An 18208-nucleotide genomic window follows, 5' to 3' on the forward strand; every position below is an offset into this window, starting at 1 on the left:
CAATACACTTGCTGTATAATCGCTTTCAAACTATAATATTTTCAAGGTTCGGTGTTCTTTAAGCGTCGCTCTTTCGCGCTCCGCTTCAAGCACTTATTCAATATAGCGAACCTATTTCATTGTGTCAACTATTTTTTCCAAAATAACTTTGGACTGCTTCTGCATCTCTAGCAAATCCTTGAAGAATAAGGGTTTTGGGCTATAGTATTCCTGGAAGTCTCTTAGGAAGCAACAAATTTGTGAGCTATTCTGCTGTTTTGCCGCCAAGGCTAGTTTTAGATCCTCTGTTGCGTAGCTGGTTGCTGGAGGATATTGGCAGGGGCGATCGCACAACAAATACATTACTAGTTAAAGATGTGACGCTAGGTTCTGCTAAATGGATCGCTAAAGCTTCAGGGATAATTACTGGCTTACCAGTTGCAGCTGGGGTGTTTCAGATTTTGAATGAAAAAGTCAGCTTTGTGGCGGTGGTGGCTGAAGGTGCACAGTGTGAGCCGGGACAGGTGGTAGCTGAAATTCATGGTTCGCTGGATGCGCTGCTGATGGGGGAACGAGTCGCGCTCAACCTGGTTATGCGGTTAAGTGGAATTGCTACGCTGACTAATATATATGTAGAGAAAATTGCTGATTTACCTGCTCAGTTGGTGGATACGCGTAAAACTACGCCAGGGCTAAGACTGTTGGAAAAGTACGCGACTGCTTTGGGTGGGGCCATTAATCACCGTATGGGGTTGGATGATGCGGTGATGATTAAGGATAACCACATTGCGGCGGCTGGGGGAATTGGAGAAGCTGTTAGCCGTATTCGTTCTCAGATTCCTTATCCTTTGACTATAGAGGTTGAGACGGAAAGTTTAGAGCAGGTGAAAGAAGCTTTGAAGCATAAGGCGGACATTATTATGTTGGACAATATGCCTTTGGATATGATGCGTCAGGCGGTGCTGTTGATTCGCCAGCAGGATAACCGGGTGAAAATTGAAGCTTCGGGAAATGTGACTTTGGAAACGATTCGCGCTGTGGCGGAAACGGGTGTTGACTATATTTCGAGCAGTGCGCCGATTACTCAGTCGAAGTGGTTGGATTTAAGTATGAGGATTGTACTTTAAAGATTATGAGGTGAATTATCCTACTGCAAAGTCGGTGTAATGTCGCATTTTTGGAGGATCAAACCCTAAAACAATGTCTTCTTTGGGGACAGCGAGTTCAACTAACTGGTTTGCAATCCCAACCTCAGTAACATCTTGTTGAATCCAAATTTTGCCATCGATGATGTCCAGGTGAAGGACAGTGCCATACAGTCGCTTTGAGCCGCGCCAACCAACGTACACTAGTTGGTAGTGATCGCGTTCCGTATCGAAAATAGTTTGGGCTTGGATGCGATCTTCCCACACGAGTTTAGCACGTTCTGTTAGCAGGTTTTGGATGTGTTGTCGGTATTTGTTGACGGTAGCCATTAGACCTCTTGCATAAATCAAAAATAAGAAAGAACCCCACCCCGCCAAAGCTACGCTTTGTCTCCCCTCCCGAAGAGCCTACGGTGTACACACAAGTCCTAAAAACCTAGCTTGATAAGACTTTTCTCGTTCCTAGTCTCCGGCTGGGAATGCATTCATTGAGTCTCTGACTCAATGCCAGATTGGAGGCTCTGCCTCCACGAGGAGCATTCCCATGTAGAGCTTGTGTTCGAGATAAACGAGAGAAGAATGGAAAATCAACCTTTTTTCGACTTGTGTGTACACCGTAGGCTCTTCGGGAGGGGTTGGGGGTGGGGTGTTAGGGACTTTTGCAAGAGGTCTATTATATACCAGTGATTCTATATATACCAGTGATTCTAGTCTGGATTGGTCATCATTGCGCACTCAAAGCCAGAGGACATAGTTTTAAAAGTTACTGGCGAAATGCTTGAGTAAAAATGAATTTTGCTTGGGAGCGAATGAAACCAGAAAGATATCAGTGGTAGCATATTCGATGTGTGAAGTTCCTCCACAGACAACACGAAGAAAGGATCGCGCTGACATCAATTGCTGGATACGCTGTGGTTCTTCTCCTAGCCAATCTGGATTTTGGGCAGTGCTGTCAAAGATTGATGAGGTTTTGAACGGCTCAAACTCACCGCGTGATGCCGCTTCTGCCGTTTTTGCTAAGAGCGATCGCACTTGTTCGTCATTCATTGGCTGGAAAGTCCGCACTGCTTCAAAGGCTTGCTCTAGAATTTCCATACTGTCAATTCCGGTAATCACAACCGATGTCGGCAGATTCAAAGCATAATGCAAACACTCAATTGGCATTACAGTTTTTGACCGTAAAAGAATACCGTTTGCCAAGCTTTTCATTCCCAAAACGCCAATATTTTGTTTCACAAGTTCTGGCACAACCAGCTTTGCAAAGCTTCGTAGTGGGCATCCATCACATTCAGCGGCATCTGCACTGTATCAAATTTAAACCCGTGAGCCGCTGCAACTTCCAGCGTATGTAGATGAATATGGGGATCTTTGTGCCCAGTGAAGCCGATGTATCGGAGTTTTCCAGCTTTTCGCGCCTCAATTAAAGCAGCATTTGCCCCTTCTGGATCGAAAATTCGATGGGTGTCTTCGTATCGAATCATTTCGTGATGCTGAACAAGATCGATGCAATCAACTTGCAGGCGTTTAAGTGATTCGTCTAATTGTTTTGCGGCTTCTTTCTTAGAGCGACCATCGATTTTCGTCATCAAAAACACCTTATCCCGGTAGCGATCGCGCAGCGCTTTGCCCATACGAATTTCGCTAACTCCACCGTTGTAATCCCAACTGTTATCCATAAAGGTGATGCCGCGATCGATGGCTGTTCTCACAATGCGGATAGCCAGTTGCTCTAGTTCCTGACATCTGTTCTCCAAGTCTTTCAGCTATTACTCAAGTACATATAGCCATCTGCCAATTCAAACACAAGGCAAAGCTGACAATATCTTGCTGAAGATACACTTTTCGACGAGATTAGGAGAAGAATCAAGAAGCCAAAATACCGATGGCAATTTAAGATGTGTGAGGTAAAGATGTGTTAAGCCCAGATGTGTGCCAGTAGGGAATTAGCAGCATTACACTGTGCGAAGGAGTGTCAGAGTTTGCCGCCAGATATAACTAAAGTAGCTTATCTCAACGAACTCCTAACTCCTAACTTTATTTATTTACCACTATAAAAAAAGGCAATTTCTTTCTCTTTTAGGGGCGCGAAATCGGCATCTACAAGTAATTGGTCGAGTTCTGCTTGGGGAATGTGTTTTGCACCAATGCGCACAATACGCGATCGCATCGTATTAGATACACCACTGCGCTGTCTGTTGCCTTCTAGCGCCATAACTTTACCATAAAGTTCTAGCTTGGCAGGTGGAATGGGAGAACCATCAAAATCAATTCCCTGTGCGATCGCTTCATCAATCGCATCAGCTCCTGTAGTAGTTTGATTCCCTGGGTTAGTTTCGGTAGGCATGGTGATTTTCTCTTCTTCGCTATGGGTAGATTTTACCAGCCTTGCTGACACCAAAGCTGCCAACCTTCAAACTCACCGAAACAGTATCGTACTCAACATTTTAACTATGGGTAACTCAGTACTCAGCACTCCTGAAGTTAGACTAATCACGAGCTTGTCGCGTCACTACACCACCAACAAACGCCCCTAAGATAGTTCCTGTCCAAAGTCCTGCTGTGCTACCTTGCCATATTGCCCCTGGCGTCATCCAAGCGTTGCACATCTCCTTTAAACCCCAAGGTTGGTTTTGGCACTTTTGACTATGCAGCATTATGGTGATTTGCCCACTGGTGTAAGCGCCAAAAAAACCTGATGACAGTGCCAAGAAAGTGCAAATTAAAATTCTGTTTTTTGTCATTTGTCATTTGTCATTTGTCATTGGGAATGAGAAAAGGACAACTTATATCTTCTTGCACGCAGGTTGAAAAGACTTGATTTGGCGTTAGTCCGCGTAGGCGGACTTCGTTTGTATAGCCGCGATTTCTAATCGCTAGGGCTAGGTGCAAGATATGAGATAAGAGGACAGGGGCAGAAACTTGTTGCAAGTTTTTACTTAAGTCATCTTTTCCTCTTGTCTCCCCTGTTCCTCCGCTTCTTCCACATTCCCAATCAACCTGTATTTCTCATCCCGGCTGCAATACCATTAATAGTTAACAATGCTCCTCGCAGTAACTCGCCTTTGCTGTAACGAGAATGAATGACTCCAGAAGTAGCAGCAGTATTTTGGGACTGCCGTAGACGCTTGAGTAGTGAAACCTGGATAAATCCCAAGGGGACAATTGTCCCATTACGTAACTGCACAGATCGTTGCAATACCGGATCGCCATCTAAGAGTCGATTATGATCGGTGATTTTTAACACCAAATCCCTTGTCAGATAGAACTCGCTAGCAATTTGGTCAAAAACCTTGGCAAAACGAAGTTGATCTTCTGGTTTTGAGAGTTCTTGGACGTAGTGGTGTGCCATTTGCATATCTACTTTTGCCAAAGTCATCTCGGCCTTAGAAATCACCATCTTGAAAAAGGGCCACTTAACGTAAAAGTAGCGCAGTAATTTCAAGTGTTCTTCTGGTTCTGCGTTCAGGAATTCTTGTAATGCTGTGCCAACGCCATACCACGAAGGAAGTAAAAAGCGGGTTTGTGTCCAGCTAAATACCCAAGGAATAGCTCGCAAACTGCTTAAATCTTTCTTACCAGATGGACGGCGTGCGGGACGAGAACTAATTTGCAGTTGGCTAATTTCTTCAATAGGAGTTACTTCGTGGAAGAAATCAACAAAATCAGGCTGTTCGTAGATTAAAGCACGATAATGTTGACGCGATCGCGCTGCTAATTCTTCCATAATCTCATTCCAGGGTTCAATATCATCAAACCCTGTTCGCAGTAGACTAGCTTGAATCACAGCAGTGGTGATGGTTTCCATGTGGTACAAAGCCAAGTCCACTAAGGAATATTTAGAAGCTAAAACTTCTCCTTGTTCGGTAATCTTGATTCGCCCATTAATACTATGCCCTGGTTGAGCCAAAATCGCTTCGTAAGCGGGGCCGCCACCCCGTCCCACAGAACCGCCGCGTCCGTGGAAAATTCGCAAATTCAGATCGTAGTTTTCTGCTATTTGTTGCAGTGATTTTTGAGCTTTATGAATTTCCCAATTGCTGCTTAAAAAACCAGAGTCTTTGTTGCTGTCAGAATACCCCAGCATTACTTCTTGCAAGTTTGTGGGAAGCGGGGAGGAAGCAGGGGAGCAGGGGAGCAGGGGAGCAGGGGAGGCAGGGGGGGATGAATTTTCATCTGCACCTTCTGCTTTTGTCTGTTCGTAGCCGCCGGCTAATAAAGCACGATATAAGGGGAGTTCAAACAGTTTCCGCATAACGCTTCTGGAGCGTTGTAAATCTTCTACTGTCTCAAATAGGGGGACTACTTGAATAGTTCCGACGGCAATGGCGGGGTCAAAAAGTCTGGCTTCTTTGGCTAACAGTAGTACTTCTAGTACGTCGCTCACGTCGCGGCACATACTGATAATGTAAGTTTGGCAGATATTGAGACCAAATTCTTGTTGCAGCGATCGCACGACGCGAAAGGTTTCAATTACATCGTTGGTTTTTTCCGAAAATGGCAATTCTGCCGGAATTAATGGCCTGCGGGTTTGCAGTTCGCCTGTGAGCCAAGCAACTCTTTCCTCCTCGGATAGTTCGTTGTAAGGTTGAGGTAATATTTGCAGGTATTCCAGGATCTCATTTAGCGCATCGGCGTGGCGAGATGATTCTTGGCGGATATCTAACTGTGTCAAGTTAAAGCCAAAAATTTCTACCTGACAGATGAGATTTTCTAATTCTCGACAACTTAAACCCGTTTCTGTCAAGTTGCGTTGAATCATTCGCAGTTCTGCTAAAAAATCAGCACCCGAACGATACAAGGGGCTATCTTGATTTGTTGGCGTTTCCCGATTGTACAAAGCTAGATTGCGATCGCGAGTATTTTCCAGCCGTTTCAGTACGTAAGCCAGTTTGAGCCGATAGGGTTCTTGTCGATAACGTAACGCCAGTGCGTCGTAAACTTCACTCAACTGGGACTGATCCGCTTCTAGAGATTCCAGTAAGTCTGGTAAAACATCACTCCAGTGCATCGACACACTCAACAATTCAATCAGATTTTTCACTGACTGAATATATCTCCCAATCACCATTTTGCGCTGATAGCAAGCTGTTTTCCAGGTGATTTCGGGTGTCACTGATGGGTTCCCGTCTCTGTCTGAGCCTACCCAGGAGCCAAAAGAGCAAAAGTTTTTACTCGGTGGTTCAAGCCAAGGAAAGGTATTGGATAGAGTGTGTTTGAAACGTTTATACAGTTGGGGAATGCCATCAAATAAAACTTCTTGGAAGTAGTGCAGGGCATAATCTACTTCATCTAACACTGTGGGTTTGAACTGGTGAAGTTCGTCTGTACGCCACCACAGGCGAATCTCTTCGAGCAATTGTTCGCGGACATCTATTGCTTCCCAAGGATATGCTCCTGGCGTAGTTCCAGAGTGATTTTCCAAGGTATCCAGTTTTTGCAAAAGTTGTACCACCTGTCGCTGCTTATCGCGGATGGTATGACGAACAATTTCCGTCGGATGCGCTGTAAAAACTAACCGTACATCCAGATGTGCAATTAGACGTTGAATTTGCTGGGGTGGTACATTCAGTTTGAATAAATAGGGAAACAAGGCAGCAAAAGTACCTTTTGGTTTGACTTGCGCCTTTTGGAGATAATTCTTTTTGAGAAAGGCTGCTGCTATTCCCTTGCTAACAGGCGCGTCATCTTCTCTTTGATTAGACGAATAGTTAACATTAGACGCTGTTTCCGGCTCTATTTCCTCTGTTTCTGCTTCATAACGGCTCAATTGCTGCCGTTGTTCGTATTCCTGCTCTATGATGTTAATCAGCTGAAAATACAGAGCGAAAGCACGAGCCGCGCGAATTGCTTCGTTGATATTTAGTTGTTCAATTAATTTGACGGCTGAAGATGCTTGGTCATTTGTTGCTTGTCCTTCTGGCGAACATAAATCGCGCAACTGACGCAACAAGTCCACCATATTTTGACCGCATTCTTGCCGGAGAACTGACTCCCACAATTCTTCCACTACCTGGAGACGATGGCGCAAAAATAATTCCGACACCGGGTATATATCAGCAGTTTGAGACGAAGAGTATAAAAGGGAACCCATATTCTCTATTCTTGTAAAGCTAATTACTGTTTACGGTTCTAGGTTTTGCACTTAATGCTCACCGGGTTGTTCCTGAGCAAATAATTATTTGGTGTATATCTTCTCATCTTGATTGATTTGGTGTTCATCTGGGAAGTCTAGATTGGGTAGGCGATCGCCTCGAAATAATTCTTCACTAGCTTCTCCTATGGCTTCTAGTGCTCTTACTGTAGTTTTTCCAGTAATCAGCAGCAGTAATATAGACGCTGTACCTATTTGTAAAAGGAACGATTGAGGAATGGGAAATAAATCCAGATTGGATGCGGGTTTAGCTGAAGACTGTTGGTTGGTAGGAGGCATTGCTAATTTTTGGTTATGGGAAACATGAGTAAGAAGGAGTTAGGAGTTATGAGTCAGGAGTTAGGAGTTAAGATGACTCCAACGATAAAGGAAGGGAGTTTAATGAGATAAGCTTATTGTTTGTTTCGCCCGTCAGGGGCATTAGAGCAGTGGGACGCAAATCCGGCTTTCAAGGAAAAGTTATCAACCAGTCATATAGAATTATTCTGACTCCTGGCTCCTAACTCCTAACTTCTGATTTCTGACTCCCTATTAGTAAAATAAACGCAAAACTCAACATTAGTCAGACTTGCAACCTATACAAGACTATCTTGTCCGATTTTGTGAGCTACGAAGGTAACAAAATTGTTAAAAAAAAACGTCAGAGTGTGATAGACCTATGGTTCTAGTTTACAAGTGCAGGCACTATCCCCCAACCATCGCTTCCTGTAAAGTTAACTGAGCATGAAAACAGTATTACCAGATCGCCAGCAATCCTTAGTGCAATGGGTGAGCCAAGCAACAGGGATCAACACTTTCGGAGTGAAAGTCCGGTTGCGGGGAAATGACCTTCATATTCTTTGTGAAGGTACAGAATGTCCGCAGCGTTGGCGTACTTTGTCTGATTTGCTGCAAGCACTACAGCAAACAAACTTAGATATCCTCACAAGCAGCGAACAAACTTCAATATATCAAGTATTTGTCTATGGTCGCAGAAAAGGGGAACAGCGCCCCTCATGGTGCCATCGAGTTCACTTAAATCAAATAGATAAGCATCTCGATCAGGTGCAGCAAGCGCTGCTAGCAGACTCGGAAAAATCAAAACAACCGGGTGGGGCGCTAATTGTCTCTAACGAAAGTTTGGCACGCCAAGGCAATCCAGAAGCGATCGCTCGATATCTGAGCGAAACTCTGAGTACGTTAGGTGTATCAGTACAGGTAAAGATTAAGCTATATAAGCCCAAGAATTCTCAGCCAGAAGAAAATCGCCTGTGGATATTTTGCCAGTCAAGTTATAGCCCTGATGCATCTTTGCTTGCCGAACCAATAGCACAAAAGTTGCGTTATCTCAAACTTTCCGGCTACCAAGATGCTGTAATTGTTTCTCAGGTGAGCGGCGAAACTGCCCCTGATTGGCTGCTGCGGGTGGATTTGACGCCACCAGAGGTGATGCTGAAGGAGTGGGCGCGTTGGGGGGATGTCCAAGCGATCGCTCGATTATTAGCTGAAGTATTATCAGGATTAAAAGTTGGCGTCCAAGTTTCTCTGAAAGAATCAACGCTACATATTTTTTGTATCCCAGCTTTCGATCCTTTAGGAACTGCTCCGATCCCCGACAAGCTAGTGTGCTTAGAGGCTATTTTACCGCAGCTAGAAGCGATCGCTCCTCAAGGCATTCTCGCCGCCACCATATACGGGCAAAAAGCAGGCGACAAGGAACCCACTTGGATTGATTGGCTGGCTTTACCCGCAGCAAACCATCCCGCCTTTGCCATATCACCACTTGATTTGGCAAATACTGGTGATGAACCAGCGATCGTATTTTTACTAGAGCGCTTACTCAATCCTGATTTGGATTGGCGACTATTAACAGGTGGAATTCGCGTACTTTTACTGAACAAAAATGGTTTATTGCACATTATGTGTGATGCACCTGTTTGTCCACAGCGGCAACAAGTAGCAAGTAAAATTACGCAGTTTATCCGTCAGTTAAAAATTTCCGGTATTATAGGAGTACGTATCTACGGTCGCCGGGCTGGGAATAAAGAACCTTTTTGGCATTATGGCGTCGATCTTGAACATCGCCAACGTTTAGTACCAGAAGCAACCCCAGAATTTGCTGCTACTTCTATATACATTAACGATTTAGTAACACCTGAGACTAGTGAGCCAATTTTGCGCCCAGACTTAACGACAGAAGAAGTTCAAAATTTTGTAACAGAAGTAGCGCGAGATTGGATAGCAACGGCGAGTTCAACTGCGAGAAAATTCCTGTTGAAAAGCCAGCTATTTACCGAAAGCAACGAGTCAGCAGAACGTAACCACGATCTTCAAGGAATTAAAATTGCTTTGGTTTGGGGAACACTGGGATTATTGCTCACCCTCCAAACTGATTGGGTATTGGGTCGAATTATTGCACGTAATACGCCCACACCAAAAGTAGCTAGTGCCACCCTCCCATCTCCATCTTCCGAGCAAAAGGCATCTTTGACATCTGGGAAAAATCAGACTGAGAAAACAACATTTTTTAGCAGCACTTCCAAGACAAAATCTCCTCCAAATCAGAGTTCTGTATTTAATGCTTCGGAATTTACCCAGAGTGATGATACCCCAAAAAATAATTTGGCAGCCGCACCACTGAAGGAAAAAGCAACCGCAACAGCTATTCTTTTAGCAGCGCGATCGCAGATGCCAAGTTTTAATGTCAGGCAGTTAGACGAGCAACTAGCACTGTATAAACAGCGTTTAGCTAGAACTGGCAGTCCGCCAGATGTGTTGATTATTGGCTCGTCCCGCGCCCTCAGAGGAGTAGATCCCGCAGCACTTTCTAAAGCTTTAGCAACTCAAGGTTATCCAAATCTTGACGTGTTTAACTTCGGGATTAACGGTGCTACGGCACAAGTTGTAGACTTTGTGATTCGTCACGTACTGGAACCATCAGAACTACCCAAAATAATTATCTGGGCAGATGGTGCGCGTGCTTTCAACGGTGGACGCGAGGATATTACTTTTAAATCGCTTGCTGCATCCGTTGGTTATAAACAAGCATTCCAAAAAACAGCAACCACTGCAAGTAGCAATGATTTGCCAGAAAATACAGTAAATTCCGAAGAACAAAAGACAAACGAAGAAAAACAGGAAATTAGTACTTATGAAGCCGTCAATCAGTCATTAAATCAGGCTCTAGCCTCTGTTTCTACTAGCTATCAAAACCGCGATCAAATTAAAAGTTTACTGCAAAAACAACTGCTCTTATTTGGTAATAATCAGACAGTTGCATCACAAAAACAGTTGACAGACGGTACTTCGGACGAAAGCATTTCCCAGCAAGCCGTTGACTTTGATGGCTTTCTTCCCTTGTCCATTCGCTTTAATCCCGCGAGATACTATCAAAAACATTCTAGAGTTCCCGGAAATTATGACAACGACTATAAATCCTTCCAAGTAGAAGGACAGCAAGATACTGCTTTTCAAGAAGTGCTTCAGTTTACCCAGTCTCAGAAAATCTCCTTAGTGTTTGTCAATATGCCTCTGACGGCAGATTATTTAGATCCAGTGCGTAAACAATATGAGCAACAATTTCAGCAATATATGTTGCGTTTGGCTACTAATCCCAACTTTATTTATCGTGATTTGAGTCAACAGTGGCCAAAAGTAAATGATTTCTTTTCCGATCCTAGCCACCTCAATCGGTTTGGTGCATACGAAGTCTCGAAAAAGCTAGCTAACGATCCGATGATTCCTTGGCCAGTGAAGTAGGAAGTAGGGAGTGCGGAATGGGGAGACAAATGACAAATGACAAATGACTAAAAAATGAACTTTATATCGATTTTTTATGGGCTGTTCCTATTGAGTGTATTAGGAATTTACTGGTCTTTAGCACAACATAAATTGCGCTTGTGGACGCTGCTAATTGCTAGTTTGGTTTTCTATTCATCTTTGCACATCCAATACATACCATTACTATTAGCATTGACATTTGTTAATTTCCGTATAGGGCTGGAAATTGGTAACAACACATCACCAGGAAAACATTCTCTTGACTGGCAAATTTCTAATGAAGAGTGGCAATTTGCTCAAGTTGATTGGAATCGTCGCCGTCTAAAAGTTTTGTGGGTGGGTATAATTTTAAATGTTTTACTGCTATTAGCTTTTAAGTATTTTACCCCTTTATTCAAGTTTGTTTTTCATGTCCAAACAAACTCATCAGATAGCTCTTTTAAGTTAATTGCACCTTTGGGAATTTCATTTTTCACCTTTGAATGTATTGCTTATTTAATAGATGTCTATCGCGGTGCCCCTGCTACTGATAATTTTCTTAAATTTGCTACATACAAATTATTCTTCGCCAAACTGATTTCAGGGCCGATTACGCGCTATCACAACTTAGCAAATCAATTTAATACACTAGAATTACCTAGTACTAATAGAGTTGCTGAAGCGCTGTGGTTGATTGCTAGAGGCGCAGTCAAAAAAGGTATTTTTGCAGACCACTTGGGAATTTTTGTAGATTTATGTTTCGGTAATTTGCAACGGGCCGGTAGTACCGATTTGTGGTTAGCTACATTCGCATACGGCTTGCAGTTATATCTAGATTTCAACGGTTACGTAGACATTGCCCGTGGTAGTGCTATGCTTTTCGGCTTGGTTCTACCTGAAAATTTCGACTTTCCTTATTTCAGCACCAATATTTCCGAATTTTGGCGGCGCTGGCACATGACTCTCGGAGATTGGCTACGTAACTATGTCTACTTTCCTTTGGGTGGTTCCCGTCGAGGTTTAGTCCGTACCTGCTGGAATTTATTTCTTGTGATGCTAATCGCTGGTATCTGGCACGGTGCCGCTTTGGGTTATGTCGTTTGGGGTATACTCCACGGATTAGCTTTAGTGGTTCATCGACTTACAGATTCTATAAGCGATCGCTTTGAAACTTTAGAACAATTCTGGCAAAATCCTCTAGGTATCTTTGTCGCTTGGTTCTTAACTCAACTGATGGTTTTTACCTCTTGGATTTGGTTCCGTCTACCTAATCTGCAAGACTCTTCTTTGGTAATTCGGCATCTTTGGGGTTATCCAGCTGACGCCCAGTTTGCTGAAAAGGTTTATGTGGAAGCCTTAAATATGAGCCAATCCCAACTCTCTTGGGTACTTATAGCTTTAGCTGTCCTTATGGCTGTAGTCTATGCTTTTAACCGAATCCTGAAGTTAGAGTTTAACTGGCCCCTTAAACTTGTATTCGTTCCTCTATGTTTCTATGCTGTTTGGTTATTAGCTCCTGAAGGCAGTTTGCCCTACATCTACTTTGATTTTTAACTGGACTATTAGACAATATAGAACTTATTATCTCGTTACAAATCAGCAAGACTTAAAATGTTTCTAAATGGTAAATTGTAAAGAAGTGTAAAGGTAGATAAATAGGCGATCGCTTCATTGAAAGTGATAGCTAGATTGGATTTGAAATGGCTTAAAAAGCCTCAACCCATTACTTTCATAACTATTGTTTATAGTAGAAAAACTTTACAGTTCGATGAGCTTTTTTAAAGTATTTTATTACAGAATATTAAGTCACAGATCGCGTCAAAGTAAATTCATGTAGACTGTACTTCAACAAGCAAAAACAAATAATGCTTGTTCCATATTTAACAACCCATAGCACTTATAAAACAATGACCACAACCTTACAACGGCGCTCCGGCGCTAACGTATGGGATCGCTTTTGCGAGTGGATCACAAGCACCGACAACCGTATTTACATCGGTTGGTTTGGTGTTCTCATGATCCCAACCCTACTAGCTGCTACAACTTGCTTCGTGATTGCTTTCATCGCTGCTCCTCCCGTGGACATCGACGGCATCCGCGAACCAGTTGCAGGTTCTTTGATCTACGGAAACAACATCATCTCTGGTGCAGTTGTTCCTTCTTCAAACGCTATCGGCTTGCACTTCTACCCAATCTGGGAAGCAGCTTCCTTAGATGAGTGGTTGTACAACGGTGGTCCTTACCAGTTGGTAGTTTTCCACTTCTTGATCGGTTGCGCTGCATACCTCGGTCGTCAGTGGGAACTTTCTTTCCGCTTAGGTATGCGTCCTTGGATCTGCGTAGCTTACAGCGCACCTTTGGCTTCCGCTACCGCAGTATTCTTGATCTACCCAATCGGTCAAGGTTCATTCTCTGATGGTATGCCTTTGGGTATCTCTGGAACATTCAACTTCATGATTGTGTTCCAAGCAGAACACAACATCTTGATGCACCCATTCCACATGTTAGGTGTGGCTGGTGTATTCGGCGGAAGTTTGTTCTCAGCAATGCACGGTTCTCTAGTAACTTCTTCCTTGGTGCGTGAAACCACCGAAACCGAATCTCTTAACTACGGTTATAAGTTCGGTCAAGAAGAAGAAACCTACAACATCGTTGCAGCCCACGGCTACTTCGGTCGTTTGATCTTCCAATACGCTTCCTTCAACAACAGCCGTTCACTGCACTTCTTCTTAGCAGCTTGGCCTGTCGTCGGTATCTGGTTCACCGCTTTGGGTATCAGCACGATGGCATTCAACCTGAACGGTTTCAACTTCAACCAATCAATCATTGACTCCCAAGGTCGCGTCATCAGCACCTGGGCAGATGTAATCAACCGCGCTAACTTGGGTATGGAAGTAATGCACGAGCGTAACGCTCACAACTTCCCCTTAGACTTAGCTGCTGGTGAAGTTGCTCCTGTAGCAATGACTGCTCCTGCTATCAACGGCTAACACTTAAGTATTAGCTAAATAAAAAGCGCCCTCCAGAAATGGGGGGCGCTTTTTTTGTTAGATTCAAGCTACAACTCCTGTGATGAGGAATCAGGTAATAGGTAATGACGACTTCTGTGGAACATGGCTTAAATAATAGCGCTTTTATCCCTCCCTTAGAAAGTGGCGATCGCTCAACCCGCCACGAATTTGAGCGTCGTTATACAGGAACCTATCCCACTAATAATAAATATTTTGAATATTTTGTGAATCCAGATGTGGATAGTGATGTTATGTGAACCTGACATAACTCATTTTGCAACTTTTCTTTTCCCAGATATTAACTCTAGCTTCGGAAAATAACGCTGCCAGATTTGCCGCCCTAGCAAAAGTAGACTGATAATTTGCCGCACTTGTTGAATTTGTATTTGTAGCACTTGATTTCTTTGCCGTAAGTTATAAATATTCTGTTGGCTGAGATAAATATTTTCGGGTGCTTTATTCAGTGCTGCATTGGTACAAATTTCATAGGCGGTTAATCTATCTGCTATATATGCTAGCTGCTGCTTAAGTTGCCACACCCGCCAAGCCACATAGAGTAGTACCAGTGAAATCAGGGTGTTAATTATGACAACTAAAATTACCATTGTTTATCTTGACCAATATTAGCTTTGAGGAATTGTTCTATATACTTGATTTGGCTCTTATTTAATGATGAAGAAATTCAAGGATAAAATTTATGGCACAAAGTACATCTGGATTCTGGCAATAAAAAGTAGTTAGATGATGCTCTAAGCGATATTGAAAGACTTTACTAGGTGAAAATTAGTGTAACAAAGACTGATGGCTAAAAAATCGCCAATTTGCCAATTTTGTAACAATGATATGTTCACACCTCGCAAAACCACAGCTACAATTGCCTTAGATTCACGACTCGGTTTGCGAAATCAACCCGTATGCTCCATAAGCCCCATCATTACTACCTCCCACTTTTTAACCTAGCTTTGTGGGATGTAAGCACAATGGTATAGACCCTTCAACACATGGTGAGAGAACTACACTACACTCCTTGGAGACTCCCCAGCATTGCCTTTATTGTTGTGCTTCTACCTCTACTAGTTTTCCAGTCTGTCGTGTGCAGTTAACTAATATTTTGCCTGTAAAAACCTCACCAGTGGTTCACTAACCAAAAATTGCTGGGTGTGGACTTGGGAAACAGATAAGTGATAGAGGAAAAAGTCTCTTAATTCCTCTTCCCTTAACCTTTACCCCTTTCTTTGCCGAAGGCTTCCCCCTCAGCCATTAACCTCTTCCCTGCTGAAGACTTTCCTCTGGTATTTTACTAATACTTTACCAATAATGATTATCTTTTTTTATACATCCAGTAGGAGTTGAGGATGTCAAAAAAATCACCATTGAATAATTTCTTCCCAGTTATTCTTGCTGCCTTGACAATTGGATTTGTTGGATGTAGAAATCAAGCTGTAAGCACTACATTCACTCAGACTAACACCCAGATAAATGAGAATCTTCCCCAAGTTGTAGCGACTACAAGCGTACTGTGTGACTTAACCAGGCAGGTTGCTGGAAATACAGTTAATCTCACCTGCTTAATTTCTCCTACCGCCGACCCCCAATTTTATAAACCAAAACCGGAAGATCGTAAAGCCATTGAGCAAGCTAACCTTATTCTTTATAATGGCTACAATTTTGAACCAAATCTGATCAAGTTAATTAAAGCGACTAAAAACCCTACACCAAAAATAGCTGTCGCTCAACTGGCAGTGCCTAAGCCACAAAAATTTCAGGCAGGTGGTAAAAATATAGCCGATCCTCATGTTTGGCACAATACCAAAAATGCTATCAGAATGGTGGAGGTAATTAATAGTAATCTGAGAAAATTACAATCTAGTGATGCAGAGGCTTATAGCAGTAATACTAAAAAAATTACCAATGAACTCACTCAGCTAGATAGCTGGATTAAGTCAAGAATTGCCAGTATTCCTACCAAAGAACGTAAGTTAGTTACAACTTCTGATGCACTGAGTTATTACACCAAAGCATACCGTATTGCATTGACAGGAGGATTGCAAAGTATTAACACTAACGAAAAACTGACGGCAGAACGAGTCAGCAATTTGGCTACCAACATTAAACGATCTAAAGTATCAACGATTTTTGCTGAGGTGGAAATCAATCCTAATTTGATTCAATCTGTAGCCAGGGAAGCTGAAGTAAACATTTCTTACAGAAAGCTATATACTGAGGGACTTGGTGAATCAGGAAGCGACGCGGACACTTATCAGAAAATGATGATTGCCAATACACGCACAATTGTAGAAGGACTAGGAGGGACGTATTTGATGTTTGAAACGAAAGCTGCTAGGTAGCTAGAACATCAATTCAGTAATCCTAAAAACTCAGTTTATTAGTAGTAAGTTGGGTTGATGAACGTAGCTTGCTTCCCATTCGCGTAGCGTCCCGAAGGGAAGGGTAACCCAACATTTAATAATTGTTTATGTTGGGTTTCACTGCCGTTCAACACAACCTACATTGATAGATTTTGTTATCCAAAATTTAAAATCGTTAGAGTGAATCATTGTGCGATTCGTTGTAAGTGAATCACGGTATCCAGTCCGTAAATAACCTTACCAACTCGCAAGAGTTGAACTCTCAATCAGATGTAGGTGAAAGCCCTACCCGCCAGGTTCAGGCGTGACTCCTTATCTGCCCACACCGAGTAAGCTCGATTCTTACAGAGTGAAGCTGGGAACAGGACGCAATCAGACAACCGTTATGGGTTGACACTGGCGTTAACAGGGAGCTTCCACGGTGAAACAGAGCCTAGAAAAGTAACCCACACTCAAGCGGGGCATAACACAAAACCCCCGACTTCATCAGAGCTAAAACCCGCTGCATTTTGGAGGATGATAGCAGCAAGAACCAAGGGTTTCTGACGGTTAAATGGGCTACACCTAACGAAGCAATCAATCAGTTGAGGGAACGAATAAAAACGAACTAAAGGTCTAGGGGAAGGTCGAACCCCCAAGTAGGCTAGACGAGAGGCGGAACTCCCTCAGTTCGGGTAGGACAGACCGTAACTGGTCTGAGGTGCTCAGAGTACATGAATTGGAGTAGAGCATCATTGGACACAGCAATAACGCTAGTGAATCATGGAGAACGTTACCCTGGAAGAAATTCCGACGTAACCTTTTCCGCCTGCAAAGAAGAATGTACAAAGCTGTTCAAGGCGGAGACTATCGGAAAGCTCGGTCTCTCCAAAAGCTGATTCTGAAATCCACCGCAGCAAGATTACTGGCAGTTCGTCAAGTAACACAGCTAAACGCTGGGAAAAAGACCGCAGGAATCGATGGCAAAGCCTCACTCTCATTTAAGGAAAGGCTTGAACTGAGTGAAGAACTCAAACGCCATGCTAGCAACTGGTATCACCAGAAGCTACGCAGTAGAGCATGATTAGGCACAGTGGCAACGCTAGTGAATCTTGGAAGAATCTATCGTGGACAAGAAATTTCGCAGGGATTTATTTCGCCTACAACGACGAGTGTTCAAAGCAGTTCAAGCAGGAAACAAGCGGAAAGCTCGGTTTTTGCAAAAACTTATTCTGAAATCCAAATCGGGCAGATTTTTGGCAATTCGTCAAATATCTCAGCTAAATGCTGGGAAGAAAACGGCAGGTATTGATGGTGTTAAATCCCTAGATTTTAATGGACGTTTCGAGTTAGAAATTATTCTAAAAGAATCAAGTGGAAACTGGCATCATCAAGAACTACGGGAAATCCCAATTCCTAAAAAGGACGGGACTACCAGGATGCTTAAAATTCCAACTATCGCGGATAGGTGTTGGCAATGCCTCGCCAAATACGCTTTAGAACCAGCACACGAAGCAACCTTCCACGCTCGGAGCTACGGTTTTAGGACTGGACGTGCGGCACATGATGCCCAACAATTCCTGTTTTCTAACTTAAGTTCCAAAGCAAAAGGAATATCCAAGCGAGTAATTGAGCTTGATATTGAAAAGTGCTTCGACAGGATAAACCACTCAACCATCATGGAAAATTTGATAGCCCCAAAAGGTATCAAACTTGGTATCTTTAGATGCTTAAAAGCAGGGATAAATCCAGAATTTCCAGAACAGGGAACGCCCCAAGGTGGAGTGGTTACCCCTCCTACAATCTTGCAAACTTTCTGATTCAGACTTTGGGACA

At 43.1% G+C, this 18208-nt stretch carries 12 protein-coding genes and 3 pseudogenes; 8 read left to right on the forward strand and 7 right to left on the reverse strand.

All coding sequences use genetic code 11. The annotated features are described in order from the left end of the window. Nucleotides 1–239 precede the first annotated feature (239 nt). Nucleotides 240–1106, forward strand: a complete 867-nt coding sequence (gene nadC / locus ACM0OX_RS31335; protein WP_414518881.1) for a carboxylating nicotinate-nucleotide diphosphorylase — start codon at nt 240–242, stop codon at nt 1104–1106. Between the two features lie 15 nt (nt 1107–1121). Here nadC and ACM0OX_RS31340 read toward each other — a convergent pair whose 3' ends face one another. From ACM0OX_RS31340 to ACM0OX_RS31365, 6 genes and pseudogenes are all read right to left on the reverse strand, one after another. Continuing rightward, on the reverse strand, nt 1122–1454 hold the full coding sequence (locus ACM0OX_RS31340; protein ID WP_414518882.1) for a XisI protein: 333 nt from the start codon (nt 1452–1454) through the stop codon (nt 1122–1124). Nucleotides 1455–2015: 561 nt separating this feature from the next. After that, nucleotides 2016–2854: pseudogene (locus tag ACM0OX_RS31345) on the reverse strand (aldo/keto reductase); the annotation flags it as partial. Nucleotides 2855–3162: 308 nt separating this feature from the next. Beyond that, complete coding sequence (locus ACM0OX_RS31350) at nt 3163–3468, reverse strand: DUF4090 family protein (RefSeq protein ID WP_094332552.1); 306 nt, start codon at nt 3466–3468, stop codon at nt 3163–3165. A gap of 142 nt (nt 3469–3610) precedes the next feature. Beyond that, nucleotides 3611–3865: a hypothetical protein gene (locus ACM0OX_RS31355; protein ID WP_414518883.1), complete on the reverse strand. Its 255-nt coding sequence runs from the start codon at nt 3863–3865 to the stop codon at nt 3611–3613. A 251-nt stretch (nt 3866–4116) separates the two neighbouring features. Further along, on the reverse strand, nt 4117–7215 hold the full coding sequence (locus ACM0OX_RS31360; protein ID WP_414518884.1) for a phosphoenolpyruvate carboxylase: 3099 nt from the start codon (nt 7213–7215) through the stop codon (nt 4117–4119). 84 nt (nt 7216–7299) lie between these two features. Beyond that, the gene (locus ACM0OX_RS31365) at nt 7300–7554 is read right to left on the reverse strand and encodes a hypothetical protein (RefSeq protein ID WP_414518885.1); all 255 of its coding nucleotides are present in this window, start codon (nt 7552–7554) and stop codon (nt 7300–7302) included. 444 nt (nt 7555–7998) lie between these two features. On the opposite strand from ACM0OX_RS31365, the gene ACM0OX_RS31370 reads away from it, so the two are divergent. The 4 genes from ACM0OX_RS31370 (at nt 7999) to ACM0OX_RS31385 (ending at nt 14281) form a co-directional block, all read left to right on the forward strand. Continuing rightward, on the forward strand, nt 7999–11013 hold the full coding sequence (locus ACM0OX_RS31370; protein ID WP_414518886.1) for a DUF1574 family protein: 3015 nt from the start codon (nt 7999–8001) through the stop codon (nt 11011–11013). Between the two features lie 54 nt (nt 11014–11067). Then, nucleotides 11068–12567, forward strand: coding sequence for an MBOAT family O-acyltransferase (locus ACM0OX_RS31375; RefSeq protein WP_414518887.1), 1500 nt, complete (start codon nt 11068–11070; stop codon nt 12565–12567). A gap of 353 nt (nt 12568–12920) precedes the next feature. After that, nucleotides 12921–14003, forward strand: a complete 1083-nt coding sequence (gene psbA / locus ACM0OX_RS31380) for a photosystem II q(b) protein (protein WP_414518888.1) — start codon at nt 12921–12923, stop codon at nt 14001–14003. A 104-nt stretch (nt 14004–14107) separates the two neighbouring features. Beyond that, entirely contained in the window at nt 14108–14281 is a 174-nt protein-coding gene (locus ACM0OX_RS31385; protein ID WP_414518889.1) for a hypothetical protein, read from the forward strand. 12 nt (nt 14282–14293) lie between these two features. Here ACM0OX_RS31385 and ACM0OX_RS31390 read toward each other — a convergent pair whose 3' ends face one another. Next, nucleotides 14294–14629: a hypothetical protein gene (locus ACM0OX_RS31390; RefSeq protein ID WP_414518890.1), complete on the reverse strand. Its 336-nt coding sequence runs from the start codon at nt 14627–14629 to the stop codon at nt 14294–14296. Nucleotides 14630–15379: 750 nt separating this feature from the next. On the opposite strand from ACM0OX_RS31390, the gene ACM0OX_RS31395 reads away from it, so the two are divergent. From ACM0OX_RS31395 to ACM0OX_RS31405, 3 genes and pseudogenes are all read left to right on the forward strand, one after another. Next, nucleotides 15380–16372 (forward strand): metal ABC transporter solute-binding protein, Zn/Mn family, encoded by a 993-nt coding sequence (locus ACM0OX_RS31395; RefSeq protein ID WP_414518891.1) that lies wholly within the window; start codon nt 15380–15382, stop codon nt 16370–16372. A 751-nt stretch (nt 16373–17123) separates the two neighbouring features. Next, nucleotides 17124–17444, forward strand: a pseudogene (locus ACM0OX_RS31400) (reverse transcriptase N-terminal domain-containing protein); the annotation flags it as partial. Between the two features lie 8 nt (nt 17445–17452). After that, a pseudogene (locus ACM0OX_RS31405) lies at nt 17453–18168 on the forward strand (reverse transcriptase N-terminal domain-containing protein); the annotation flags it as partial. Nucleotides 18169–18208 lie beyond the last annotated feature (40 nt).

It is taken from the genome of Nostoc sp. PCC 9305, from assembly GCF_963920915.1.
In the GTDB taxonomy this organism is placed as follows: Bacteria; Cyanobacteriota; Cyanobacteriia; order Cyanobacteriales; family Nostocaceae; genus Nostoc.